This window comes from Flavobacterium filum DSM 17961, assembly GCF_000425465.1.
Taxonomy (GTDB): Bacteria; Bacteroidota; Bacteroidia; order Flavobacteriales; family Flavobacteriaceae; genus Flavobacterium; species Flavobacterium filum.
On sequence record NZ_KE384381.1, the window covers coordinates 373454 to 398793 of the forward strand.

Genomic DNA, 25340 nt, shown 5'->3' on the forward strand with positions numbered 1-25340 from the left:
TTGGAAAATGAAACTTCTATTTTATTATTATCATTTTTTAATAACCTTAAATGAAAATTGTTGATTATCCATCGTTGAAACTTTTAAAATATATAAACCTAATGCTAATCCAGCCAGTTGAATTTGATTGTTTTCCCAATTGGGAATACTCACTTTTTTGCCAAGTGAATCAAAAAGTTCTATAGAATTAATTGAAACCGAATCTTCAAGGTCAAAATTGATTTTATCCGTAAATGGATTGGGATATACTTTTATACTGCTGACATTCAACTCCTGAGTACCTAAATTCATGTCACCCTTAAATTTCATTACAAATTGTTTAGATTCATTAGGGGTGTCTATATATCCGAGTGAAAAAACATCACCATTGCCATCCATAATAATATGTTCAGGCATTTGACTGGAGAATTCATTTGGATTAGGATTGATATCATGGATGGTTTCGCCTATATTAGAAACACTACCATCGGCATTGAACCATGTAATAGCTGTTTTATGTTCGGTTTCGTCATTCATTACAATTGTGTGTCTCCAACCTCTCATAAACCTACCATCGGGATAAAGTAAAGGTCTCGAAGCAAATCCGGATACATTTGTCATTCCTGTTGCCGAGTATGTTGAAGTACCATTAGAGCCAAAACTCGTGTCTATCACACCATTTGGCAGAAACTTATGGGCTGTCATTTGCACCGGCCCTGTCACTATTTCTCCCAAAACAAGTATAGTACCATCTGTGAGTTCTCTCATGTGTCTGCCTGTTGGTACGACTACTGTTCCGTTGCTTCCAAAATTGGTTACCGTATTTCCACTTAAATTGAACTTTGCCATTTTGATTACGCCATCTCCTCCACCTAAAACCAAAATATTTCCATCATTAGAACAATCCAAATCAGTAGCACCTTGAGGGCCCGCATTGCCAAATAAATGTGTTTTAATTCCTCCGTTCCCAAACGAACTATCTAAATTTCCATTTGAAGTTAGCATCATCAGAGCTGCAATTCCAGCTGCCCCAGAACCATAACGGGCTAATGTGATATATCTTCCATCAGATAATCTTACTATCCTAAAAATATAGTCTGTTGAAGTGCTTAAGGCCATTGTAAAGTATCCTCCGGTTCCAAATGAACTATCTAAAGACCCGTTAGCAAGATACCGAGCAACAAAACTATCATGACCTTGTGAAGAAAATGAATTTGACTTTATACCACAAACCACTACTTTCCCATCAGGTTCTGCAATAATGTCATAATACTGCGTGAAAAAAGATTCGTTGCTAATCACTTTCCCACCATCACCAAAAGTTGTATCCATAGTGCCGTCTGTATTATATTTAGCTAAGTACGCATGGTATAAATTAGTCCCAATGGAATAGCCAGCCGTAACTAATTTATTATTCTGCAATACCGTTATTGCTCTCGGGACATCTCCCAGTCCGGTTTGCATAACAGGTGAAATTACTACACCGTTATTACCAAAATTCGAATCTAAAGTTCCCATTTGTGCGTATGCCTTACATCCTAAAATTATGATGAAAGACATAAAAGAATTCAATATTATTTTTTTCATGGTGATAGGTTTTAAATTTCAATATCGAGTGATGTAATTTTACACTACGAAAGTAGAACCTGTAGCCATAAAAAAAATCAACCTTTTGGTTGATTTTGAATGGTTTGCCGTAACACAGCTTATTGCAAAGGAATGGTGAATACCAATTGAGTTCCTTCCCCAATGGTCGATGAAATCGTATATTTTCCGCCGATACTTTGAATCCGTTTTTGGTAGTTTCGGAGTCCGTTTCCGGTATAACTTTGGGAGGTATCAAACCCTTTTCCGTTATCTGAAACGGTTATCATCAAGTTGCCGTCTTTTATAGCGAAGGATAAACTTATTTGCTTCGCATTTGCATGTTTAATCGCATTGTTTACGGTTTCTTTGACTAATAAAAATGTGTGGCGGTTTCGCATCCATCCAAAACTTAACTCGGGAATGGTATCCGGAATGGAACCGATGAACTTCATTTTGGCATTTTCTACCATTTCACTTACTTGTGAACGAATAAAAAAGATGAGTTCTTCTAAGGTTTGATTGGTTTCATTTAACGCCCAAATGATTTCACTCATTTTAGAAATTGTATCATCACTGATTTCTGCTACTTTATCAAGGCGTTCTTCTTTAATGGTTTCTTCTGATTTGATGGCATTTACGATATATCGAATTCTACTCAAACCGGTTCCCACATCATCGTGCATGTCTTGTGCAATACGAAGCCGTTCATCCGCAACCGCTTTTTCCTGTTCTAATAACAGAATGGCTTTTTTGGCTTTGTAGTTTTTATACAACGAAAAAGCTAATCCTCCTGCACCAATAATTCCTAGTCCAAGAGCAATCGAAATCCATAATCGCTTTTTATTTTGGGCTTCCAAGTTTTGGATTTGTAAATTTTTCTTTTCCGTTTCATATTTGGTCGTTGCTTCCACAATGGCTTTGTTGGTTTTTTCCATGTCAATGATGGACTTAACCGAATCAGAAGACATGGTATAGGCATGCCATTTTTCAACTTCGTTTCCAGCCATAGAAACTGTAGCCATCAACTTGTAGCACTTTTGCAACAACTCTTTGGATTCATAGACTTTTGCTTTTTCTAAGGCTAATGAAGCATAATAATGAGCATTTGCATGATCTTTTTTGTATAAATAATAACTGCTTAAACCCAGGTAACTAAAAATTTCTCCGTCTTTATTTTCCAGTTTTTTGGATAGCAACAAAGCCTCTTCTGCATAAGGTTTAATGAATTGTGATTGATTGGACTTTACTAAAACATCACTTTTGTTTAATAAATTCATCAATTTCAAATAATCATTTTCAAGTTGAATGGACAACTGTAAGGACTCCTCGATGGCTTTATTCGCTTCATCAAATCTTCCGAGGTTAGTTAGGGCTATTGATTTATTGATTAATGCATTCGTTAATCTGTGCAATAATTTATTTTTTCGAGCATTTTCTTCCGCCAAAATGGCGTATTCTATACTTTTTTCGTTTTGACCAATATCCTCGTATAATGCAGAAAGATTCCCATAAATAGTCGAAAGTTTTACCTCATCTTTGAGTTGTTTGGCATATTCAATCGCTTGAAGACTATATTGAATTGCTGCATTATAATTTTCCAAATACTGATAAGAAGCAGCTGTATTACCATAAGCAGATAAAAGTAATTCAGGTGATTTGGTTTTTTGAGCCATTTTAATGCTTTTTAAATTGAGCTCTAATGCTTCTTGAAGTTTTCCTTCTATATTTAAAACATAAGTATAATTGGCAATAAATTTTATCATTCCTTCATCAAATTGAAGTTTCTTGCTCAATTTTTCAGCTTTTTTATAATAATTTTTGGCCGTATCTAAGCTTGTACCTTCATATTGTTGCCCGATATGAATGTATAGAAAAACCAATTCTTTATCTTTCGTTTTGGGCAATAAACGCAATAAACTGTCTTTGTTCAAGACTTGTTGAGCGAAGCTACATTGAAAACCAATCAGCAACAGAATGAATGCAATTTTTTTACTTCCCATATAATTTATTAATGGCTTCGGTGCGGTTTTGCACTTGTAATTTTTGATAAATATGATTGAGATGCGTTTTTACGGTACTAATGGAAATATGCTCCTTCTCTGCAATTTCTTTGTACAAATAGCCTTTACTGAGTTGTTCTAAAATTTCAATTTCTTTCTTGGTGAGTAAATCATTGAACTTATTTTTTTTCGGTTCAACGTTAAACGAATTCAGCACTTTTCTGGCGATTTTTGGCGACATCGGACTTCCGCCTTCATTCAGTTCCAATAAAGATTCTACAATTTTTTCAGGAGGTGTATTTTTTAAAATATAGCCACTCGCTCCGGCTTTTAAAGCTTCAAAAACTTGATCGCTGTCTTCATAAATTGTAAACATAATAAACTGCATATCCGGACAATTCTCTTTAATTTCCCGCATACATTCAATACCCGATTTTTGAGGCAAATTGATATCAGCTAACACAATATCCGGTTCTAAAGTTGGAATCTCCTTAATCGCCTCCTCAGCATTGGTAAACGATTTCAAAAGTTTGAATGAGGGATTTTTTCGAATAATACATTCGAGTCCTTGTAATATATCAATAGTGTCTTCCACTATACAAATTGAAATCATACTAACTTTTTTTTTACGCCAATAAAAGTAGAAAAAGTAAAGCTATAAAAAATAGTACAAAGGGTTGATTTTAAAGTATAAAAATTGAACTTGTTTTTTTATAAAACTAAAATCCCCTTTCGAAACCATTAAACGAAAGGGGATGAACTACTGACTAAATTTCCACAATTGCAAGTAGATGAATGCTGCTTATATTTTCAAAAACATTTTGGCTGAAGTTATTTCACCTTTCACATTGAGTGGTTTTGCTTCTAAAATAATTTCGTAATTTCCTTTTGGAATTTCAGAAATTCTGTCTTCAGAACCCGTTTGAAGTGTTGATAGTATCGAAATAAAATCAAATGTTTCCACCGGCATGAGCATATCACCCGGAAAAAACGGAATCGGACTTCGTTTGGAGGTTCCCACCACTTTCCCATCCTTCTTAACAATGGTGGTAAACACAAATTGTACCACCATTTTTTTATCGCTGTTCAACGGAATGGCATTCCCGGTAAAACTAAATTGAATTGGATATTTATTTTCTCGAAAATCCGCATAAAGATTTACGGCTAAATTGTTTCGAGCTTGAACCTCCATTTTTGATTGTTCTTTCACCTTTATTTCGCCCTGAACTAATTGAGCAAAACCGGAAAATTGAACGATAATGAATAAAAGTAAGGTAAATTTTTTCATACGTATTGTTTAAGGATTTTTAACACTTTTAAAAATTTCTTCCAACACTTTTGTAGGTCGTTTGTCATGATATACATACGTTGCCTTGATATAACCCAAATAAGAATTGGTTTGCCGGTAATGCGTGTAACTCATTTCAAAGGTACGTTTGGCTATCTTATCCGTAGTTTGAACCGTCATTTTATATTTGGTTTTCCCATCGCCGTTAAACACTTGTTGAGCCGTTTGATTGAAAACATAAGTGGGCTTGACTTCATAACCTACTTTGGTATGTATGGTCGTTTTTTCACCCCATTTTACTTCAAAAAGAGGCATGTTGGATGTTGCGTTTGTATTCCAAAATTGAAGTTGAGCACTGGCATTCCAACAAAACAAAAAAGCAATAATTATTGTTTTCATATTCTTAATTTACAGGAACAATACTGTATAAAATACCTAAATTGTATTTTGCTTTATTGAATCGAATGTAACCCGGACGAGTAGATGAATTGGCTGAATTCTTCGCTTGGGCTAATGAAACCGGATTTATTTTAGCATCTTTAAGAAAAATTATAACATCTTGTTTTCCAACAATTTCATCGTTTATAGGTTTATACACTTTTATTTCATAAACGACTTTGAAATAGGCATTATCTTCCAATTCTTTCATTGTTTTGTATCCGTATTTTGCAGGTTCAAATTGAAAACGAACTTTGGTGTTCATCAACGATTTTACATCGCCGTTACTTACTCTCATTCCACCGTTTCTTGGTACTTCAAAAACACGACCGTAGTTTCCAATGTATCTGAATCCGGTGGGTTGAATTTGGTCTTCGTTTCCAGTAATTTTATTTTTTACGAATAAGCGACACCAGCCTATCCCGTGTACACTTTCTGTACCCACATTTATATTTTGATTAATGGTATGGGCCGCCAACCAATCGAATTTGAAATCATATTTTACCATTTGAGGCAGCGATTGTGAAAAAGAAGTTGTAATTGAGAATACTACAACCAAAATTGAGAATTGAATTGTTTTCATGTTTATTTACTTTGTTGATTTATTATTAATTGTGCTGCTTTTATGCAGGCTTGTTTATTTTTTGTTTCAGCCCCTAAATTGGCATATACTTGAAATTCTAATCCATTGAAAAACACTTTGAGCTGCTTGTCTTTGTTGTTCCAAACCGAATAAGTTCCCAAGTTTGGAATTTCATCAAAGCTCAATCCTTCACCAAGAGCAGATGCCATTTCGTTGGCCATACTAGCTTGTTCTGCAGTTGCTTTACCAGAATTTTGCATTTCTTGCATTTTCTCTTTCATGGCTTTAGAAGCATTGGCTATTTCTTTCGGGGTTGGCGTATGATAATTGAGTTTAAATTGTTCTAAAGTTGTATTTCGAACCCAAGAAACTTCTATATAATCATTTGTTGGTATCTCCATTGGTTTTCCGGTAATCGGATTTTTGATTTTATCTGACATTTCAATCCTCCCTTTATCCCATTTGTATTGCATACTGTGGGTTTCAGGACTTTTCAACACTTGGTTGTATTCTTTTGTTGCTTCGGATGCATCATAACCGGTTGCTTCTGCTGCCATTTCCAAAGTAAAAAATTGGTCTAATTTTCCCTTCCATTCTTTGGCTGTTTTGCCACCGGAAGATGCTATTGCTGTTTCCAATTGACTTTCCAGTTCTTCTTTATTTTCTTCCTTACACGTAAAGGCCAATAAAAAGAAACACAAGAACGTTACGTTTACGGTTTTCATTGTTTTATGATTTTAAAGTGTGTTGTTTTATTTTGTTGTACATGGTGAACTTTTACTACAAACATCCCATTTTTGAAGGCTGAAAAATCAAGTTGGTTATTTTGTAAGGCTATCGGTAACTGTTGACCAAGAGCATTAAAAACTTCTATTTTTAGCTCTTCCGGGTTGCTATTCATGATGTTCACAACATCAATTGTTGGGTTTGGATATATTCTCACCTCAGTATTTCCAAGTTGCTCATTTACAGAAAGCGTTTGAATAATCGTAGAAGCTACATTGGTTTGAATGGGAAAATTGAAATCAAAAAAGATGTTTGCTTGATTGGTAAAAGTAGTTCCCACCGTTAGATTATTTCGCAATTTTACTTTATAAATCAGATATCCATCGTTTAGGTCATCTTCAAACGGAAGATTAATATTTTCAAAAATGAATTCATATTTATTGTTCTTATTTCGAACGGTAAAATCATAGTTACTATAAAGTGGAATAACTGAATCTACTATAAATTTAGAAGTGTCCAAATTATTCTCTATCACTACATTTCTTGCCGGAGCATTTCCCAAATTTTCAAAACGAATCTTGTAATATACATATTTCCCAATATAACTTGGGGCTACCACATCACCTTGTAAACACGTAATATCATTTGGGTCAAATGCATTTCTCACCAAAACCCATAACGGATTAGTATTATCTTCCGGAGTGCTATCTGTAAAAGCACATGAAGTGATCGTACATGTATGATTCAGTTGATCTAAACTGTTTAAAGGAGGCGTTTCTGTTGGAGAATTATAATTCATCACAAAATTGATTTCACGTGTTTCAAAGGGTTGTAAGCCTTCAAAATTCCAAGTAAGCTGACCAAATGTATTGGAAGTGGGTGACAAACTTGATGAAACAAAATCCATCAATTCATCTTGATATATGAAGTTTATGGTTCCGCACTCCAATTGATTTCCTTTGTTTTTGTAGATTATTTTATATTCCACATCAAAACCAGGACTTGGCTGACTTACGACAGCAACTATGACTTCCAAATCGCTTTTTATTCCATTTGGAGTTAAACAAAAATCTTGTTCAAAAGGATTATTGCTTCCCGGAAATTGTGGACTGATACTCGAAGGCGACACATTAAAATAGGTTGGGTTTTCCAGAATCGGGCTTATAGCATAATTTCCGGCCGGTAGTTTATTGACATAATTTCCGGTAGCATCAGCATAGTAGAATCCGGAGAAAAAAGGGCTGTACACACTAAATTTCATTCTCGGGTAAATTCCGTCTTCTTCATCACAACCATTTGAATTTGTATCCATTCTATTGTTTCCTCTTACTTCATATGTAACCCCTCCGGGATTAAATGAACAATAAGTCCCCAACAGAATATTGGGAAACAAAGTAGTATAAATTTGAAAATTTTGAATTTCAAAATCATCACAACAAAGGTAATTCAGGTTTGTTAGGTTCGCTAGTATCGTATCTGCACTTTGGTTAAACGCACCGTTTTTTATGTTTAAATAGGTTAATTCAGGACTACCCGCATACAAGACATATAGAGTTGGATTATTCGAAAAATCCAATTCTGTAATCGGAGCTCCTGTTGAGGCAAAATGATACAACAACGGATTATTTTGAAGGTTCATCTCCGTGAGTTGGGTATTTACTACCCGTAAACGGTTGAGTTGTGCTAAATTTGAAACGTTTAAAGTTGTGATATTCGTGTTATCAACCTCCAAGATTTTAATCCAATTATTTGCAGAAACATCCAGTGAAGTTAAGGGGCTACCATTTAATACGACCTCTTCCAATAAGGTATTTTGTGAAATATCTACTGATTGAATTAAACCCGATGAACAATTACGAATTAGGAATTTAAGGTTTGTAAAGTGCTCTATTCCACCAAGGTTTGAAATGTTATAACCACATAAAATATTCAGATAGCTGATTTGTTGAGCTTCCGCTACTTGAATTTGTCCATCATTATTTGCGTCAATTGCTACAAATTGTCCTGATAGATTTTTAGCAATTTGGGTGCCTGTTGGACTCGACAACAACAAATAATTTTTAAAATTAATATCCGTGAAATCAATTGTTTGTGCATACAAACATAGGTTTATCAGCACCAATAAAAGCGTGAATACTTTTTTCATTGTAATTAGATTTTAATAAATTCTACTCTTCTATTTTGGGCTTTTTCGGCAGGTGTAGTGTTTTTATTCAACGGTACACTTTCGCCTTTTCCGTCTGTAGAAAGTTTGTTGGCATCAATTCCAAATTCATTTACCAAAGCTCTTTTAACTGATTCGGCTCTTTTTTGAGATAAGATTATATTATCGGTATCTTTTCCATCACTATCGGTATGCCCAACAATTTTGATGTTTCCATCGATAGCTTGCATACTTTCAGCGATTTGTTTTAAGGTAGCATACGAATTAGGACGAATCACATCTGAGTTCACATCAAAATAAATGTTTTGGGTAACAAATTTCTTTTTAGTAGCTATTTCATTTTTAGGATTTGCACTACCTGTTGCCAGTCTAAAATTGGTTAAGTACATTCTGTTTTCAGCAACAAAATAATTTTGCAAATGAAACGCCAAAACATGTTCTCTACTTGCTACTAAAAATTCCGCATTTTCAATGATTTTTTCTTTATTAATCCACAGTGTCAATTTATTGCTCTCACACTTCATGCTTATTTTGGCAAAAAAATTATTCAATTCCGGTTGCCACGAATAAAACTGAAATTCATTCTCCGGGTTTATTTGTTCATTATTTGTTTTTATAGCAAAAGTAGCCAACCCCGTTTTAGGCATTTGTGTAATTGGACTTATGGTAATTTCAGTACAATTGTCTAAGTAAGGATCTTGCAAGGAATTGGCTTGTGAATTGTCTAAAAATCGTAAACCAAGAGATCCCGTATATTTATCCGGTGTATGCACCTCAAATTCTAAGGTAAAATTTTTAGGTAAAACTTTTAACCCTAACGGATAAAAACTTCCCGATTTTACTTCTATCCAATTTTTGCCATCAATTGAAACGACTGCCATTTCGTTCGCATCATACGCTCCCCAACGTTTTTTTGAATTATCGGCAAAATCCTCAAAAAAGAGTACATTTTCCCCTGACACAAAATCAAAATCTTTATACGTAGTATAATCCGTATTCCCGGATTCATCTGTTTGGGTAATTGGTGGTTCGTACAAAACGGTTTTTGATGAAGATGAAACATCTGCTTCTTTTTCACCTTTTTTCTTTTTCTCTTTTTTCTTGAAAAGTCCGTTTATCCCCTCTTCCACTTTGCTCAAAGCTTTATCTACAGCTTCATCGCTTTTTTGTTCACCTCTGCCATAGGTTTTGTCTTTAGCATTTTTAATTACTCTTCCTCCTACTGTTTCTTGCGTATAGGAAATCTGAATAAAAAGCAGTAAAACGAACACGGTCAAAAATTTTTTCATTGGTATCAAATTTTAATTAAACATTCCACTTTTTTCCATTTAGTGTACAGAATTAAAAAAGGTAAACATGCTGATGAAAAATTTTTTTTTTAATTAGCTTTGTTTACTTTCAAAAAAGTAGCACACTAATGATAGATGCCCCGAACATGATTGAGCAGTTGAAAAGCGGAGATGAAAAAACCATTCGTAGAATATATGAAGACCATAAAAATGGTTTTTTGTTATTTGCGAGCCGGTATGCTTTGGATAAAGAAGAATTGATTGACATTTATCAAGATGCCGTAATTGCCCTGATTGAAAATGCCAAAAAAGGAAAGATAGATGAGTTGAAAAGTAGTTTGACTACTTATTTATTTGGTATTGGAAAGTTTATGATTTTTCAACGATTAAAGAAAAAAAACAAAACCATACCGAGTGATGAACTGGAGCATTTTGAATTGGAATACGATGACTATTCAGAAGATGAAATCAATATTCAACTCATTTTACTCCGAGAAAGTTTAAAAAAATTAGGAGAACAGTGCTTAAAAGTATTGACCTTATTTTATTATGAGGAGAAAAAGTTAGACGAGATTCAAACGCTATTAGGATATAGCAACAAAGATGTTTTAAAAAGTCAAAAATCACGTTGTTTGAAGCAACTGAAAGACTTCACAAAAAAATAAAATAACATGGAAAATGAAACCTTACTACATAAATATTTTGAACAACAACTTTCTGATGAAGAAAAAGTGTTGTTTACCTCTTTATTGCAAAATGATGCTGCCTTTGCAAAGGAAGTTGAATACCAAAAAAATGTAAAGAAAGCCATTACATTAAACGAACGTGAAGCACTTAAACAAAAACTGAAGTCGTATGAAGCAAAACCGAAATTCCGCACCGCTTATTGGTATAGTGCAGCAGTAGTTATTTTGTTTTTAGGAGGAATAACTTGGTTTCAATTACAACGTACTTCTCCAGAAAAACTGTATCAAGAATATTATCAATCCTATCCGAATGTGGTGGCTCCAACGGTTCGTGGTGACAACGAACGCAATCTAAAATCGGATGCTTTTTATGAATATGACAGCGGGAATTATGAAAAATCGCTAACCTTATTTTCTAAAATTTATGCTGATGAAGGTGTAGATTATGCACTTTTTTATAAAGCCATGTCGTTGTTGGAATTGGAGCGACATGAGGAAGCCATTGCTTCATTTGACCAATTTAAAACGGCTGATAACAACGCTTTTTCCCCTTTTGTCAAATGGTATAAAGCATTGTCATATCTCAAACTAAATGAGAAAGAAAAAGCGGTTCTTCTTTTGCAAGAATTGGCTAAAGAAGAAAATCCGCAACAATTTAAAGCAAAAGAATTGCTGGATGTGTTAAAATAATTTTTTTTACCGTAAAGATTTGTTTTATTTTGCTACATAAATTAGAGGCTTTATGAGTATAACCTTTATCATTCTTATTTGTTTTTTACCCATTATATTATTTTTAAATTGGACCAAAAAGTTTAGAGAAAAATATCCGGATACTTTTGGGTATATTCTTTCCCTTGTTGGAACTTTTGTAGGTATTGTTTTGGGGCTTTATTTTACCGATATACAAGAACAAAAGTCAGATGAGGAGGCTACTGTAAAAATTTTACAAGCCGGAAAAGAAGAATTGGAGTGGTTGATAAAAAGATGTGATGTAATAGCCGAAACTGTTGATACTTTACCCAACCGAAAAAGAGATCAATTTTTAGCCCTTGATGTGCCACCTTTTTTTTCAGAGACATTGCGTTCACAGCTTTTAGTTGAAATGCTTCAACCCACAAGTATTGAACAATTCAATATCATTAAAGAAAATTTAGTTTTTGATATTAAAATGATGCGTTCAGATTTTAAAAATAAAAAAATTGAAGCGATTAAAGAAGATAAGGCAGATTATAAAAAACAATTGGAGCTAACAATTGGTATTATTGATAAAGAAATTGAATTGTTGGAAGGTGCCATCGATCAGGCAACTTTTGACAGTATTTCAGAAAAAAACTTACGCTTATTAATGAATTAGGTGTTTGAATCACTATTGTTTTTTTTCTTTATTGCCATGAGGACAAAAACAATTAGTATAAAAATGATAATTCCACCCCCGATTTTCCACCAAAAATAATCCTTTACAATGGGCGAAATGTCTCCATTTACTACAAATCCGGCCCAATAAAACGGGTGGTTTTTCAATGGATTTTTTAGAATAAAATCACGTTTGGCATTGGCTAAGGCTTCATCTTTCGGCCGCCCCTCTTTTAGATTTTCATAAAACGCAATCATGATTTCTGACGTTTCTTTGTCGGGCACTTGCCAAAGGCTGTAAACCGATGATTTCACTCCTGAATAGGTTAAGGCTCTTGACAAACTCATCATTCCTTCTCCACTTTCCATTGCTCCAATTCCAGTGTTGCATGCACTTAAAACCACTAAATCAGAAGGGAAATTCAATTGATACAATTCATCAAAAAGCACTTTCTGATTGCCGGAAAAAACCAATGAAGATTTGGTATAATCCTCCTCTACAACAGAATGCATGGCCAGATGATGAAGCGAAAAATCCGTAGTAGCTTGTAAAAAATTTGCTCTATTCGCTTCTTCATTCAAATAAAGTTTTCCTTCAAACATTGCACTGATCTTTTTCGCTTCTTTCTTTGCTTCGGCTAAATCGAACAGATCGGCTCTTCGAAGACCTCTCATTTGCGTTTCAGAAGGGATTTTTGGATAATTCGGAGCGAATGACACCATTTGTTTTTTGCCGTCCGTACCTTTTTTATCTTTGAGTATTTCCCATAGTTTTAAAGAATACGCATAACTTGGCTGATGTTTTTCAATACACAATTTCCCCTTTTTATCTACCAAAGTTTCAAAAGCCAAAGCCGTTAAAAAATCTTCCGGTATAAAAATTATCTTAGAAGTTGAACTTGATTGCATAAGCGGAGTAATACATGCATCATACAGTTTTTTTCCTGTTTTTATATAATGTGCTTGAATAGAATTGATGCTTGCCAAATGATTTTTAACCAACGTATTTAGCTCGGGAGTATCTCCTATTTCAACCATTTTTAAAGCATCCTGTTGAATGGAATAGGCATACACTTTTTTATTTGTTACTATATATTTGATGATTACTTGGTCTTTCTTCAATTTTTTTTGAACGTTGTCAATCGAAAAATTAGCTGATTTAAACGTTTCAAAAGAAGGGTCTTTTTGGGAAATTTTTGCTTTGAGTTGAGCAATTTTTGTATCTAAAACCGCTAATTCGTTTTTAAGTTGTTTCGTTTCATTTGAAAGTTCAAGCTGCTGTTCTATTGTATTTCGTTCAAAAACCAGTTCATTCAAATTTCTGATTAGTGATGCCGGTATTTTCAGTTGTTGACTATTTTTAGACTCAAAAACATTCCATAAATGTTGTGAAGCATTATTTTCAATTCGGTTTAAAATGGATTTTATTTTTTGTTGGTCATTCGGATTTATTACTAATTGCGTTTTTAATAGTCCGGAAGCAATTTCTTGGTTAAACATTTTTAAAGAAGCATTGTATTTCCCTTTTTGATAAAATTCCGTAAACATATCAGAGGCTAAAAAATAAAGCGTATTTGAGACTACTAAATCTTCTTTATTCTTCGTTTTTTCATACAGTAAAAAATAAATTGCTGCCGCATTTACTGTGTTCCTTAAAAATGTGCTACTATTGAAATTTTTGAAATCGGTATATTTGATTTTCCTCAACGATTGAATTTTTTTGTCTTTCGGCAATAATTTTTGAAAGGTGTTTACCAATATTTGTCGAGCCTTTTCATTATTTCCTTTTGCTTCATGAACGTTAGCTTCCAGCACTTCGATCGTAAACCTTGAAGCATTAAAGAAGGTTTCATTAATTTTTTTTGACGCTTCGATTACGGTTAATGCTTCATCCAATTTCTGATAGCGATTATAGGCAATTGCCAATTTTAAATACGCCACTAATTCATCATGTTTTGATTCACTAAATTTTGCGATTTCAATTGTTTTCTTTAAAAATTTTATATGTTCATCTTGCTTGCTTTGCTCTTTTTTTACGAGTGTAGCATATAAATAATCAAAATCATAACGTGCTAAAAGTAGTGTATTATCTATTTTTTTTCTGCTATCCGGATATTTATCAAATATGAATGCGATAGAATCCAAGTATTTTTTTGACTCTTCTACCTTTTCATCATACATCTGAATTCGTAGATTAGACAAATACATTAATGCCCTAAAATGAAGATGATACTCCTTAAAATTTCCCGCATCGGTAGTGGCAAAATTCTTGTTTTTATACCAACGGTAGAAATTTTTATTTAACGTAGTTAACACTTCTCTAGCCTTGTTCACATCACCATAATCTAAATTTTCCCAAATTACATTGTTCATCGAATTGACCAAATACGCTTTGTCTTCAGAATTGGCTTTTTGATGAAATTCCATACCTTTAGTATAATGGTAGAGTGATTGATTATGAATATGCAAATCAGAATACGCAATACCGAGTAAATTGTGTGTATAGCCTAAATTTTCATAATCTTTTGGTGTTAAACGATTGATTTTTTTGATGGCTTTTTCTAACACAACAATGCTTTGTTCATGCTTTCTCAATCTTCTGTACATATCTCCTTGATCCACCAAAAAACTAATCATATTTTGATCATTTGGAAGATATTTTTGAGTATATTCTAAACCTTTTTTATTGATTTTTAATGCTTCTTCCCAATCCCCAAAACAATAGCTTAACTGCAAATAAGTATTGCTCAACCATTTTTGTATTTCTTTTGTTTTCTTGCATTTTAAAAAATGATTTTCTGCTTGATAAAATAGCTGTTTGGCTTGTTCATATTCTCTATTGTTTGATTGTAAAAATCCTTTTACAAAAGCATACCTACCTGAATAATATTCAAAATTAACATCTTTAGTTTTTAAAACAATTGATTTCCATAGCAGCATAGACTCTTCGTACTCTTTTAGCTGGTCTAACGAATCTGCTCTTTTCACCATTTCATCAATCTCGCTTTTTTGACTAAAAATGGAACTGTTAAAAAGTATAAAATAGATAAAAAATATTTTTTTCATGTCCAAACCTGCTTAGATTCGTTAGTGTCATTATTCGATAAAAGTAAACAGCTAAAAATACTATTTTTTTTTGAAGAAAATTTGATTTGTTACAATTTTGATAGGAGTTCTCTGAAAACAAAAAACCTCCCATTTCTGAGAGGTTTTGTACCCGGAGTGGGAATCGAACCCACACACCTAAGTACACGAGTTTGAGTCGTGCGCGTCTACCAATTCCGCCATCCGGGCAAGGATGCTTATTTGTGGGTGCAAATGTAAATAATTTTTTGAGACATTTTCAAGAAATTTGTGTAAAAATTCCTTTCTAAGTTGATTTTTATTTCTAAATTTGCACCTCGTTTCGGCGACACACAACTAACTAACTACAAAACAACCATTTAAAATGTCACACAACGAACCGGAAGCAAAAATTTTTGCTTGTTCAAAAAGTGTATACTTAGCTGAACAAATAGCTCAACACTATGGAATTCCGCTAGGTAAAGTAACGTTCTCTGAATATAGTGATGGCGAGTTTCAACCGTCTTTTGAAGAATCCATTCGCGGATTGCGGGTGTTCATCGTTTGTTCCACTTTTCCAAGTGCAGACAACTTGATGGAACTATTGTTAATGATTGATGCTGCAAAAAGAGCATCGGCCAGACACATTACACCAGTAATTCCTTATTTCGGATGGGCTCGTCAGGACAGAAAAGACAAACCAAGAGTGCCAATTGGAGCAAAACTAGTAGCTAAATTACTGGAAACTGCCGGAGCAACACGAATCATGACGATGGATTTACACGCTGATCAGATTCAAGGTTTCTTTGAAAAACCGGTTGACCATTTGTTTGCTTCTACCATCTTTTTACCATACGTAAAAAGTTTAAAATTGGAGAACTTAACCATTGCTTCACCCGACATGGGCGGTTCCAAAAGAGCTTACGCCTACTCTAAATTTTTAGAATCGGATGTTGTAATTTGTTACAAACAACGAAAAGTGGCCAACGTAATTGACACAATGGAATTGATTGGTGAAGTAAAAGGAAGAAACGTCGTTTTAGTTGACGACATGATTGATACAGGAGGAACCTTAGCAAAGGCCGCCGATTTGATGATTGAAAAAGGAGCTCTGAGCGTTCGAGCCATTTGTACACATGCCATTTTATCCGGCGATGCATACGAAAAAATTGAAAAGTCACAATTGAGCGAATTAATAGTAACCGATTCTATTCCGTTAAAGAAAGTATCAAACAAAATAAGAGTGGTGAGTTGTGCACCGCTTTTTGCAGAAGTAATGCACATGGTGCAACACAACAATTCCATTAGTGGAAAATTTTTGATGTAGATTTATGAATGGTGATGGGTAATTGGTAAAAGGTAATTGTAAAAAACAGACAACTGACAACTGACAACTGACAACTGATAACAGAAAACAAATTTCCGACAACCGACAACAGAAAACGAATTTTTATTTATTAATTATATATATTTTACAATGAAATCGATTACGATTAAAGGATCAGAAAGAGAAAGCGTAGGCAAAAAGTCAACAAAAGCCTTACGTGATGCTGGAATGGTTCCTTGCGTTATTTACGGAGGAAATCAACCAGTACATTTTGCAGCAGAAGAAAAAGCGTTCAAAGGCTTGGTTTACACTCCAAACGCACACACTGTTGTAATTGAATTAAATAGCGGTAAAAAAGCGGATGTGATTTTACAAGACATCCAATTTCACCCGGTATCAGACAAAATTTTACACATTGACTTCTACGCGTTAAAAGACGATAAAGAAATCATGATGGAAATCCCGGTTAAAATCACCGGAACTTCTCCTGGTGTATTAGGTGGTGGTGTTTTACGTTTAAACCAACGTCGTTTAAAAGTGAAAGCTTTACCAAAAAACTTACCGGATTATGTAGAAGCTAACATTTCAGAATTAGAAATGGGTAACAAATTATATGTTACTAAAATTGAAACCAACAATTTCAAATTAATGCACCCTGACAACACTGTGGTTTGTCAAGTGAGAATTTCACGTGCTGCCATGAAAGCTGCTCAAGAAGCTGCAAAAGCAGAAAAAGGTGGAGCAAAAAAGAAAAAATAATATCCATTTTCTCAATATCAAAAGCATCGGTTCACGCCGGTGCTTTTTTTTTGAATATTTACATATCGTTATGTGATTTGCTTCGTCTGTTTGCAATCGCTCGGGTCTTCTTCGTAAATGATACGGCATTTATGACTGTTTTACTATAATCGTTTCATTGAGATCCTTCCTTCGTCAGGATGACAAGATTGTGGGTAACCGTGAATGAAAACTGTGTTGCGAAGATCCTTCCTTCGTCAGGATGACAAGATTACGGGAAACCGTGACTGAAAACTACAAACTCCAAACTCCAAACTGAGACTGAAAACTGTCCACTTTTTCAAGAACCTAATCCTGCTGTTCACACAAGCTTGTTTGCCACAACCGTTTTTTCTAAGCCGCCCCAAGAGCTTCTAAGGTCGCTTTGGGTCAGCAAGAAAAAATCGGTTTTGGCTGCACAAGGCTATCCGTTACCATCAGGGGTAGAACGTGCTTCAAATCAAAATCGGCTTGAATTAGAAACTTTTGTACTTTTGCAACATGATTAACTGGTTTACGTCACTTTTTCAAAATCAAAAAACCGTCACAGCACTGGATATGAAAAAATTTCTAATCGTCGGACTCGGAAACATTGGAGCCGAATACGTAAATACTCGCCACAACATCGGATTCAAAATACTCGACTATTTTGCCAAAAAAGAAAGCATCAGTTTTCAAACCGCCAAGTTGGGCGATGTAGCCGAATTCAAAATCAAAGGACGAACATTACTACTTTTAAAACCCAATACGTATATGAACCTCAGTGGCAAAGCAGTGAAATATTGGATGGAAAAAGAAAACATAGAAAAAGAAAATATCTTAGTTATCACCGATGATTTAAACCTAAGTTTTGGCACCATCCGTATCAAAACCAAAGGAAGTGACGGTGGACATAACGGATTAAAAAGCATTCAAAGCTTACTAAACACGTCTGAATATCCGCGATTTCGTTTTGGTATTAGTGACCAATTTAAAAAAGGGCAGCAAGTTGATTATGTGCTTGGCGAATGGAATGAGGACGAAAATGCAAAACTTCCTGAACGATTGGAGAAATCGGCTGAAATCATAAAATCTTTTGCATTAGCGGGACTGAATAATACGATGAATGAATTTAATGGCAAATAAAATTAGAATGCGTTAAAAACATGAAAAAGACAGGAGTTTTATTTAGTTTACTTTTACTTTCATGTTCATCACAAAAGCATAGTGACATTATTGATATTCCAATTCAAAAAGAATGCCCTCTTGAAGGTTTATGTACCCTTTCTGTTTTAAATAATAAGCAACTTATTTTACTAAAAGATGATTTGGGTGGGTTATATTATGATATTAAAGAAAATGAAGGAACAACTGTAATTCACTATCAACACAATAAAACCACACAAGCTAATTTACAAGATGGTCATTATCGAGAAGATGTTCTTTTTGAAATTAAAACTTCAGATGAATCATTAAATTTAAGTGATGTTGAACTTCAACAAACCAAACTGATTTTTGGGCGTCATTGTTTTTGTAAAGGTCAAACCGGATATTTTCAAATCAACAAAGGAAGCTTGCAATTAATTCAACACTCTTCATTAGCATTTGATTTGGAATTTGAAACCGAAAAAGTGCCACAACTCATTCGTCGTGTATCCTTACCTCAAAAAAAATAGCCCTGCAAAATGCAAGGCTATTATTATGTTATTTAAACTTAAATTAGTTTACAACGATACGTTTTACTTCTTTTCTTTCACCATCTGTTACACTCAATAAATATACTCCTGATTGAGCATTATCTAATTGAATGTTTTGGCTAAATGAATTTCCACCTTCATACGTTTTTTCCATTACCAAACGACCTCTCATGTCATGAACTGCTAATTTTACTTCGTTTTGAGTAGCATTGCTAAACTGAACTGTAAAGTTACCATTACTTGGATTTGGATACACTGCAAAATCATCAAAACCATAATTTGGTGTAGATAACGTAACTTGTTGAGAACAAATTTGAATAAAGAAAGAAGTTACATTTCCTGTATCTTGTGCTGCATTATCATTAAAACCTACTATCCAGTTACCGGCAGAAGATTGACCATTATAAGCATTTAACGCTTGGAAAGGAGCATACGTTCCTTGCGTTGGTGTAGCACAAACAATCGCAGCACCTGAATCATCAAACGTAGAATTTAAATTATCATTGCTACCACATTGTCTGCTAAATACATTTACTTGAGTATTACCCGGGCTTAATACCGCTACTAGCACATCAGCTAAATAAGTATGCGTTAAGTTAACACCAACATTTACATCACTAATGGTTACATTATCCGGAACTGCAATTGTTCTTGTTGTAAATGTTGTAGTATTGTCTGGAATAGCAAATGGTGTTGTAAAGTTATAGGTATTACAAGTATTTGTAATCGTATAGCCAATCGCGAAAGGGCGACTATTTAAGGCATAATAAATATTCCCTGTTGGTTTAATCATGATTCTACAGAATGGTGCTGCTACATTTGGAACTGTAATCGTTTCAGAACCGTCGTTAGCTGTGTTTGAAGCTAAAACAGTTGAAAAAGTTTGACCTCCATCTGTTGAAAGTAAAATATCAACATTTGTAGAACCAACTAATGATGTTGTATTGTTCACATTCCAAGTAATGGTTTGAGTTGAACCTTGATTCCAAGAAATTCCATCAGTGTTTTGAGAGGATACTGAGAATGGACCAACAGCAGCATTTACCGTAATTGATGCAGTAGCGGTAGCTGTTTGACCTCCATTTGCAATATTATCTCTAGCTGTCAAAGTAAAACTTAATGTTCTTTGAACCGTAGAAACAGATTCCCAAGTTGTTGATAATTGTCCGTTTAACACAGAGCTAAATGCCGGCATATATCGAACCGGAGTGTCAGAAGGAATTACCGATCTAAAGTTTGGCCCTAACGCTTTTGTTGGAAAACAAACACTATTAGCTCCCGTTACTGAGTTATCTGCATTATTATTTTGTTCCCACGTAAAGGTTGCACCCGGATTATTTGATGGATTTGTACCCGTTAAAATAAATGCTGTTCCTTGAGGAATTGTCCAGTTACCACCTGATGTAAGTGTTATAGCAGGATTAGTAAGTGTTGTATTTGTTGGACACGTTTTATTTAACAAGTTGGTTTGTACTTGTAAAATACTTCTGTAAGCAAAATAATCATCACTGTTATTTTGAACATTATAATCCGTAATACCGGCATATCCCATAATAGTAGAACCACTACCCGGTTCAATATTAACTCCAGAACCTTCAACGTTTACAGAAAAAGTATGGTTTGCACCAAATTGGTGACCTAACTCATGAGCAACATAATCGATATCAAATGTATCACCTTGTGGAACACCGTCTGCTGGAGAAGTGATTCCGCTTCCCTTTTGACCATTTACGCAAACACAACCGATACAACCAGCGTTACCACCACCACCTGTAGCACCAAATAAGTGACCTACATCATAGTTTGCTTCACCAATTACGTTTGTAAGTGTGGTTTGAAGTTGACTATTCCAGTTATTCATTCCAGAAGCCGGTGAATAAGGATCAGTAGCTGCATTAATATAAACAACAGCAGAGTTATTAGCAATAATATTCATTCTCACTGCAAAATCTTTTTCAAAAACACCATTTACGCGTGTCATAGTTGCATTCATCGCTGCTAAAGCTCCTGCAACTGTACCTCCATGGTAAACACCATATTCACCGGTACATGAAAGGGCTAAACGAAATGTTTTTAATACTAAGTTAGATGCTTGTTCTACATTAATATTTTTATCCGATAAAATACCTGAAGCTGTATTGTGATCTACTGTTGAACAAGTAAAAGGCATTTTTCCTTTGGTTCTTGAAGAAACATAAAAAGCATAAACACTACCGTCTGCAGCGTAAGGCTCCATAAATTCAGTTCTTTTTCCTGATCTAAACGTCATTGCTTGAACGCCTTTTGGATCCACACTAAAACGTACTTGTGCTTTAACATCATCAATACCGATTCCTACATATGCTCTAATTTGAGGAAACTGCGCTTGTAATTCAGGCTCGAAGTTTGAAGCTTCAAACACTTCAAAACGCTCGAATTTTCCATTTTCATTAGGCATTGTAACAACTAATCCTTTTTCGTTAGAAAAACGGTCAGGAGCATTATTTAATGCTTGTTTGAAAGCATTTACATTTAGCTCATACAAGTTAAAATCAGAAGGAAAAGATTCTCTCTGTGCATTTTTTGCCACTTCACTCACAGAAGTTGCTGCCTTCCAATACTTATCTGTTTGTGCTATTCCGGATAGCGAAAAAACAGAAAACAAGGCAATTAGTAATGTTTTTTTCATTTTTAGTTTTTGTAATTAATTAAAACACAAATATATCACAATTTTATAAATTTTCAATATTTTTTACATTCTATTCCTTTTTAACAAAAAAACAATGTGAAATCGATAGGTTACTTTTCTTGATATATGATATCGATTGTTTAATTTTGTAAAAAAAGATTTTTTGAAAACATTTCAATCCATTTCTCAATTTTCCGGCCAGAAACCTACAGTAGTTACAATTGGAACCTTTGACGGCGTTCATATTGGACATCGAAAAATCATATCAAGATTGATTCAAGCATCTGAAAATACTGACTTCGAAAGTTTAGTACTCACCTTCTTCCCTCATCCAAGAATGATTTTGCAGGATAATCAAGAACTTAAGTTATTGAACACGATTGAAGAAAGGACACAATTATTATCCGATTGTGGATTGCAAAATCTTGTCATACACCCTTTTGATCATGCCTTTTCGCGATTAACGGCAGAAGAATTTGTTCAAACCATCATTGTTGAACAATTCAATTGTAAAAAAATGATTATTGGTTATGATCATCGTTTTGGAAGAAACAGAACAGCTACCATTGATGACTTAATCGTTTATGGTGAAAAATTTCATTTTGATGTGGAACAAATTACTGCCGAAGAAATACATGATGTGACTATAAGTTCTACAAAAATTCGCAAAGCATTAGAAGAAGGGAATATAACTTTAGCCAATTCTTATCTAGGTTATAACTATTTATTAACCGGAAAAATTAAAAAAGGAAAAGGAATAGGAAGAACCATTAACTTTCCAACGGCCAATCTTGTTGTTGAAGAATCGTATAAACTTATCCCCAAACAAGGTGTATATGTGATTCAATCCATATGGAAAGACAAACTTGTTAAAGGGATTATGAATATTGGATTTAACCCCACGGTAAATGGGGAAAAACTATCCATAGAAGTTCATTTTTTTGATTTTGATGAAATTCTATATGATAAAAAAATTCAAATTCAAGTGATTCATCGATTAAGAGATGAAATTAAGTTTGAATCATTGGAAAAACTTAAAATGCAAATTCAGCTTGATAAAGAAAAAGCCCTAGACTATTTCACTTCTAAATGATTTTAAAAAAAGCATATCAACCCATTGACAATTCACCATTAATAGTTTTTAGAATTCTATTTGGGCTTTTGATTTTTGCTGAAAGTTTGGTTGCCTTAACTACAGGATGGGTTAAAAAAAACCTTGTTGACACCATCGTTAATCTTCCTCATATTGGAATGGACTTTTTAGTTCCGCTACCAGGTAACGGAATGTACTATTACTATATTTTGATGGGATTAACAGGAATTTTAATTGCAATTGGATACAAATATCGGTTTAGTGTAGGTTTGTTTACCATTTTATGGGCAGGGGTATATTTTATGCAAAAAGCCTCTTATAACAATCACTACTATTTACTATTATTAGTAAGTATAATTATGTTATTCTTACCGGCTAATACGTATGCTTCAATAGACGCAAAAATCAAACCCGAAATAAAGCGTTACAGTATGCCACGATGGACTAGTTGGGTAATGATTATTCAAATGACCATTGTGTATTTTTTTGCAACTATTGCAAAATTTTATCCAGATTGGCTTGATGGAACCTTCACCGGAATTTTATTTTCAAATCTTTCGGGCTTTCCAATTTTGGGTACAATTTTTACAGAAAAATGGTTTCACCTGTTTATTGCTTATGCAGGTATCTTATTTGATGGATTGATTATTCCCGCTTTATTGTGGAAAAAAACAAGGAATGTTGCCTTTTTAGCTTCGTTGTTGTTTCATTTATTTAACTCCGTTACTCTAAAAATAGGTATTTTTCCCTATTTTGCACTTAGTTTTGTTTTGTTCTTTTATTCTCCTGAAAAAATCAGAGCTCTTTTTTTGAGAAAAAAACCAATCCTTGATCAAGGGCTTCATACTTCATTTCAATTTGAAAATAAAATTGCTTTTTTCTTTATTCCACTTCTTGTTCTTCAATTGATTTTACCTGTTAGACATTGGTTCATTAAAGGAGATGTTCTTTGGACTGAAGAAGGTCATCGGTTAAGCTGGAGAATGATGTTACGTGACAAAAATGGTATCACTCGGTTTAAAGTAATAGATGCAAAAACAAACTTGGAAATTCCTTATGATATTGGTCAAAAATTAACAAAGAAACAATTGTCTTTGGTTACAAGTAAACCTGATGGAATTTGGCAAATGGCACAGCATATTAAAAAGGAATTTGCTCAACAAGGCGTCCTAGTTAAAATTTTTGTAGATTCACAATTATCTGTTAACCGAAAACCATACAAACGCTTTATCGACCCTGAAGTTGATTTTGCTCAAGCCGAATGGAATTACTTTTTCCATAATGACTGGATTTTGTTGTATGACTCAAAAGGTGAACTACAATCAAAAAAAGAGAATTAATGCTTCTTATTAGCATAATTTCAATTCTCATTTCAAAAGAACCACTATTTAGCTTGATTTTAAAAAAATAAAACCTGCACAAGGCAGGTTTTAAAGCTATATGAGAATAATCTTATTTCACAATAATTTTCTGAACTAAACCAGAATCAGTTTTTATAAAATATATACCCGTTGAAAGGTTTGATGTATCAACTTCATCAGAATTTTGTACACTAAATAATTTCTTTCCATTATAGTCATACACATCAAAAGACAACAATTGATTCAATTTCACAATTCCTTTAGTTGCAGGATTTGGTGAAATCAATAATGTGTTTTGATTTTCAAAACTAGGTAAACTTAAAGAAGATTCAGCGGTTACAGTTATCATATCAAAACGTACAGTTCCGCCAGTTCCATATGTAGAAGTTGATCTAGCTGCTCTGTAATCATTTGTAGTAGGGTCAAAAGCACTAACAATTCTGAATGCAACATTTGGATTATTATTTAAATCTGAAACTGATGTTAAATTAACGGTTCTTTGGTTGTACCAAACATCACCGGTTCCTGTTTCAGCAGGCGTAAATGTGAATGTTTCAGCATCAATCCAATTTGAGCCATCTGTTGTGTATTGTACCACATAAGTATTATTAGCGGTATTACTTAAACGTTGATCAAATAAAAACTTGATACCTTCATAGTTTACTGTACTTACATTAAATTGTACTCCACGTAATTTGTTTTCTGTTCCTATTGCTGCATAAGTTGAAGTATTCCAACCATAGTTATCCGGAGTTGTTATTACCGGATCACTTGAACCACCTGATGCCGTTCCTGATGCAAAAGTAGCAGTGACTCCATTTAACAAAGAAGCAGAACCATTGCCTTCTGAAGGTGAAGGTGAAGTTGTTCCTCCTGCAACAGCATCAGCAGCTGTTCCATTAAAGTTCCAACGTGTTACTGTAATTTGAGACCAAACACTTAAGCTAGTTAATAGCAAAAATGTAAACGTTAAAAGATTGTAATTTTTTTTCATAAACTTCACAATTAAATTATTTACAAAAGTATAGTAAAATTAATTTAAATAGGTTATCAAATTGTAAATAAAAAAACCTCCGATTTCTCGGAGGTTTTAATGTTATTACGAAAATTTAAATTATCGTTTCACCACACGAATTACGCGGGTTTCGTCTCCTTGGGTAACAATTGCATTGTATACGCCTGCTGGATAACGTTCTCCGATTTTTTGTGATGATAAATCATCTGCTTGGATGTCTTTTGTCTCTAATAAACGTCCTGCCATATCGTAGATGGCCACACTAAT

22 protein-coding genes and 1 tRNA gene are annotated in these 25340 nt (G+C 33.9%); 9 read left to right on the top strand and 14 right to left on the bottom strand.

Annotated elements, in window-relative coordinates; translation table 11 throughout:
• Positions 1 to 30 precede the first annotated feature (30 nt).
• The 9 genes from H601_RS0114700 to H601_RS0114740 form a co-directional block, all read right to left on the bottom strand.
• Entirely contained in the window at positions 31 to 1566 is a 1536-nt protein-coding gene (locus H601_RS0114700) for a T9SS type A sorting domain-containing protein (protein WP_084139994.1), read from the bottom strand.
• Positions 1567 to 1685: 119 nt separating this feature from the next.
• Positions 1686 to 3566 carry a tetratricopeptide repeat-containing sensor histidine kinase gene (locus tag H601_RS0114705; protein WP_035656098.1) on the bottom strand — a complete coding sequence of 627 codons (1881 nt, stop codon included), beginning with the start codon at positions 3564 to 3566 and terminating at the stop codon, positions 1686 to 1688.
• Positions 3556 to 4179, bottom strand: a complete 624-nt coding sequence (locus tag H601_RS0114710) for a response regulator (protein WP_026712204.1) — start codon at positions 4177 to 4179, stop codon at positions 3556 to 3558. Before H601_RS0114710 ends, H601_RS0114705 begins: the two co-directional genes overlap by 11 nt.
• 189 nt (positions 4180 to 4368) lie before the next feature.
• Positions 4369 to 4854: a hypothetical protein gene (locus H601_RS0114715; protein ID WP_026712205.1), complete on the bottom strand. Its 486-nt coding sequence runs from the start codon at positions 4852 to 4854 to the stop codon at positions 4369 to 4371.
• Between the two features lie 9 nt (positions 4855 to 4863).
• The gene (locus H601_RS0114720; RefSeq protein WP_026712206.1) at positions 4864 to 5253 is read right to left on the bottom strand and encodes a hypothetical protein; all 390 of its coding nucleotides are present in this window, start codon (positions 5251 to 5253) and stop codon (positions 4864 to 4866) included.
• A 4-nt stretch (positions 5254 to 5257) separates the two neighbouring features.
• A complete protein-coding gene (locus H601_RS0114725; RefSeq protein WP_035656100.1) occupies positions 5258 to 5875 on the bottom strand; it encodes a hypothetical protein in 618 nt (205 codons plus the stop codon).
• Between the two features lie 2 nt (positions 5876 to 5877).
• Positions 5878 to 6600 (bottom strand): hypothetical protein, encoded by a 723-nt coding sequence (locus H601_RS0114730; RefSeq protein WP_026712208.1) that lies wholly within the window; start codon positions 6598 to 6600, stop codon positions 5878 to 5880.
• On the bottom strand, positions 6597 to 8747 hold the full coding sequence (locus H601_RS0114735; protein ID WP_026712209.1) for a T9SS type A sorting domain-containing protein: 2151 nt from the start codon (positions 8745 to 8747) through the stop codon (positions 6597 to 6599). The genes H601_RS0114730 and H601_RS0114735 overlap by 4 nt, the downstream gene beginning before the upstream one ends.
• A 5-nt stretch (positions 8748 to 8752) precedes the next feature.
• A complete protein-coding gene (locus tag H601_RS0114740; RefSeq protein WP_026712210.1) occupies positions 8753 to 10054 on the bottom strand; it encodes an OmpA family protein in 1302 nt (433 codons plus the stop codon).
• A gap of 128 nt (positions 10055 to 10182) precedes the next feature.
• Between H601_RS0114740 and H601_RS0114745 the strand changes: the two genes are divergently transcribed.
• From H601_RS0114745 to H601_RS0114755, 3 genes are read left to right on the top strand one after another with little or no spacing between them, the layout of a single operon-like run.
• The gene (locus H601_RS0114745; RefSeq protein WP_026712211.1) at positions 10183 to 10719 is read left to right on the top strand and encodes an RNA polymerase sigma factor; all 537 of its coding nucleotides are present in this window, start codon (positions 10183 to 10185) and stop codon (positions 10717 to 10719) included.
• Positions 10720 to 10725: 6 nt separating this feature from the next.
• Positions 10726 to 11430 (top strand): tetratricopeptide repeat protein, encoded by a 705-nt coding sequence (locus H601_RS0114750; RefSeq protein ID WP_026712212.1) that lies wholly within the window; start codon positions 10726 to 10728, stop codon positions 11428 to 11430.
• A 52-nt stretch (positions 11431 to 11482) separates the two neighbouring features.
• On the top strand, positions 11483 to 12094 hold the full coding sequence (locus H601_RS0114755; protein WP_026712213.1) for a hypothetical protein: 612 nt from the start codon (positions 11483 to 11485) through the stop codon (positions 12092 to 12094).
• Here the strand turns inward: H601_RS0114755 and H601_RS0114760 are convergent.
• Both H601_RS0114760 and H601_RS0114765 read right to left on the bottom strand, forming a co-directional pair.
• A complete protein-coding gene (locus tag H601_RS0114760; protein WP_026712214.1) occupies positions 12091 to 15159 on the bottom strand; it encodes a CHAT domain-containing protein in 3069 nt (1022 codons plus the stop codon). The genes H601_RS0114755 and H601_RS0114760 overlap by 4 nt on opposite strands.
• 148 nt (positions 15160 to 15307) lie before the next feature.
• Positions 15308 to 15387: transfer RNA gene (locus tag H601_RS0114765), tRNA-Leu, on the bottom strand.
• 154 nt (positions 15388 to 15541) lie between these two features.
• On the opposite strand from H601_RS0114765, the gene H601_RS0114770 reads away from it, so the two are divergent.
• The 4 genes from H601_RS0114770 to H601_RS0114790 all read left to right on the top strand — a co-directional run bounded on the left by H601_RS0114770 (position 15542) and on the right by H601_RS0114790 (position 18915).
• Positions 15542 to 16483, top strand: a complete 942-nt coding sequence (locus H601_RS0114770; RefSeq protein WP_026712215.1) for a ribose-phosphate pyrophosphokinase — start codon at positions 15542 to 15544, stop codon at positions 16481 to 16483.
• A 150-nt stretch (positions 16484 to 16633) separates the two neighbouring features.
• Complete coding sequence (locus tag H601_RS0114775) at positions 16634 to 17242, top strand: 50S ribosomal protein L25/general stress protein Ctc (RefSeq protein WP_026712216.1); 609 nt, start codon at positions 16634 to 16636, stop codon at positions 17240 to 17242.
• 519 nt (positions 17243 to 17761) lie between these two features.
• On the top strand, positions 17762 to 18385 hold the full coding sequence (gene pth / locus H601_RS0114785; protein WP_026712217.1) for an aminoacyl-tRNA hydrolase: 624 nt from the start codon (positions 17762 to 17764) through the stop codon (positions 18383 to 18385).
• A gap of 20 nt (positions 18386 to 18405) precedes the next feature.
• Positions 18406 to 18915 carry a hypothetical protein gene (locus H601_RS0114790; protein ID WP_026712218.1) on the top strand — a complete coding sequence of 170 codons (510 nt, stop codon included), beginning with the start codon at positions 18406 to 18408 and terminating at the stop codon, positions 18913 to 18915.
• 43 nt (positions 18916 to 18958) lie between these two features.
• Here the strand turns inward: H601_RS0114790 and H601_RS0114795 are convergent, their stop codons facing one another.
• Positions 18959 to 21604 carry a zinc-dependent metalloprotease gene (locus H601_RS0114795; protein ID WP_026712219.1) on the bottom strand — a complete coding sequence of 882 codons (2646 nt, stop codon included), beginning with the start codon at positions 21602 to 21604 and terminating at the stop codon, positions 18959 to 18961.
• A gap of 163 nt (positions 21605 to 21767) precedes the next feature.
• Between H601_RS0114795 and H601_RS0114800 the strand changes: the two genes are divergently transcribed.
• Together H601_RS0114800 and H601_RS0114805 are read left to right on the top strand one after the other, a co-directional pair.
• On the top strand, positions 21768 to 22697 hold the full coding sequence (locus H601_RS0114800; RefSeq protein WP_026712220.1) for a bifunctional riboflavin kinase/FAD synthetase: 930 nt from the start codon (positions 21768 to 21770) through the stop codon (positions 22695 to 22697).
• Positions 22694 to 24037, top strand: coding sequence for an HTTM domain-containing protein (locus H601_RS0114805; protein WP_026712221.1), 1344 nt, complete (start codon positions 22694 to 22696; stop codon positions 24035 to 24037). Before H601_RS0114800 ends, H601_RS0114805 begins: the two co-directional genes overlap by 4 nt.
• A 112-nt stretch (positions 24038 to 24149) precedes the next feature.
• On the opposite strand, the gene H601_RS15915 is transcribed toward H601_RS0114805, so the two are convergent.
• Positions 24150 to 25052, bottom strand: coding sequence for a T9SS type A sorting domain-containing protein (locus tag H601_RS15915; RefSeq protein WP_051220775.1), 903 nt, complete (start codon positions 25050 to 25052; stop codon positions 24150 to 24152).
• Between the two features lie 120 nt (positions 25053 to 25172).
• Complete coding sequence (locus tag H601_RS16925) at positions 25173 to 25334, bottom strand: T9SS type A sorting domain-containing protein (protein ID WP_425402337.1); 162 nt, start codon at positions 25332 to 25334, stop codon at positions 25173 to 25175.
• Positions 25335 to 25340 lie beyond the last annotated feature (6 nt).

What these genes read in the sequence shown, in the direction of transcription:
- H601_RS0114745 (WP_026712211.1), top strand. Translation starts at nt 10,183, where the DNA reads ATGATAGATGCCCCGAACATGATTGAGCAGTTGAAAAGCGGAGATGAA.
- H601_RS0114725 (WP_035656100.1), bottom strand. Translation starts at nt 5,875, where the DNA reads ATGAAAACAATTCAATTCTCAATTTTGGTTGTAGTATTCTCAATTACA.
- H601_RS0114770 (WP_026712215.1), top strand. Translation starts at nt 15,542, where the DNA reads ATGTCACACAACGAACCGGAAGCAAAAATTTTTGCTTGTTCAAAAAGT.
- H601_RS0114715 (WP_026712205.1), bottom strand. Translation starts at nt 4,854, where the DNA reads ATGAAAAAATTTACCTTACTTTTATTCATTATCGTTCAATTTTCCGGT.
- H601_RS0114775 (WP_026712216.1), top strand. Translation starts at nt 16,634, where the DNA reads ATGAAATCGATTACGATTAAAGGATCAGAAAGAGAAAGCGTAGGCAAA.
- H601_RS0114795 (WP_026712219.1), bottom strand. Translation starts at nt 21,604, where the DNA reads ATGAAAAAAACATTACTAATTGCCTTGTTTTCTGTTTTTTCGCTATCC.
- H601_RS0114700 (WP_084139994.1), bottom strand. Translation starts at nt 1,566, where the DNA reads ATGAAAAAAATAATATTGAATTCTTTTATGTCTTTCATCATAATTTTA.
- H601_RS0114730 (WP_026712208.1), bottom strand. Translation starts at nt 6,600, where the DNA reads ATGAAAACCGTAAACGTAACGTTCTTGTGTTTCTTTTTATTGGCCTTT.
- H601_RS0114755 (WP_026712213.1), top strand. Translation starts at nt 11,483, where the DNA reads ATGAGTATAACCTTTATCATTCTTATTTGTTTTTTACCCATTATATTA.
- H601_RS0114705 (WP_035656098.1), bottom strand. Translation starts at nt 3,566, where the DNA reads ATGGGAAGTAAAAAAATTGCATTCATTCTGTTGCTGATTGGTTTTCAA.
- H601_RS0114710 (WP_026712204.1), bottom strand. Translation starts at nt 4,179, where the DNA reads ATGATTTCAATTTGTATAGTGGAAGACACTATTGATATATTACAAGGA.
- H601_RS0114735 (WP_026712209.1), bottom strand. Translation starts at nt 8,747, where the DNA reads ATGAAAAAAGTATTCACGCTTTTATTGGTGCTGATAAACCTATGTTTG.
- pth (WP_026712217.1), top strand. Translation starts at nt 17,762, where the DNA reads ATGATTAACTGGTTTACGTCACTTTTTCAAAATCAAAAAACCGTCACA.
- H601_RS0114805 (WP_026712221.1), top strand. Translation starts at nt 22,694, where the DNA reads ATGATTTTAAAAAAAGCATATCAACCCATTGACAATTCACCATTAATA.
- H601_RS0114740 (WP_026712210.1), bottom strand. Translation starts at nt 10,054, where the DNA reads ATGAAAAAATTTTTGACCGTGTTCGTTTTACTGCTTTTTATTCAGATT.
- H601_RS0114790 (WP_026712218.1), top strand. Translation starts at nt 18,406, where the DNA reads ATGAAAAAGACAGGAGTTTTATTTAGTTTACTTTTACTTTCATGTTCA.
- H601_RS0114760 (WP_026712214.1), bottom strand. Translation starts at nt 15,159, where the DNA reads ATGAAAAAAATATTTTTTATCTATTTTATACTTTTTAACAGTTCCATT.
- H601_RS15915 (WP_051220775.1), bottom strand. Translation starts at nt 25,052, where the DNA reads ATGAAAAAAAATTACAATCTTTTAACGTTTACATTTTTGCTATTAACT.
- H601_RS0114750 (WP_026712212.1), top strand. Translation starts at nt 10,726, where the DNA reads ATGGAAAATGAAACCTTACTACATAAATATTTTGAACAACAACTTTCT.
- H601_RS0114720 (WP_026712206.1), bottom strand. Translation starts at nt 5,253, where the DNA reads ATGAAAACAATAATTATTGCTTTTTTGTTTTGTTGGAATGCCAGTGCT.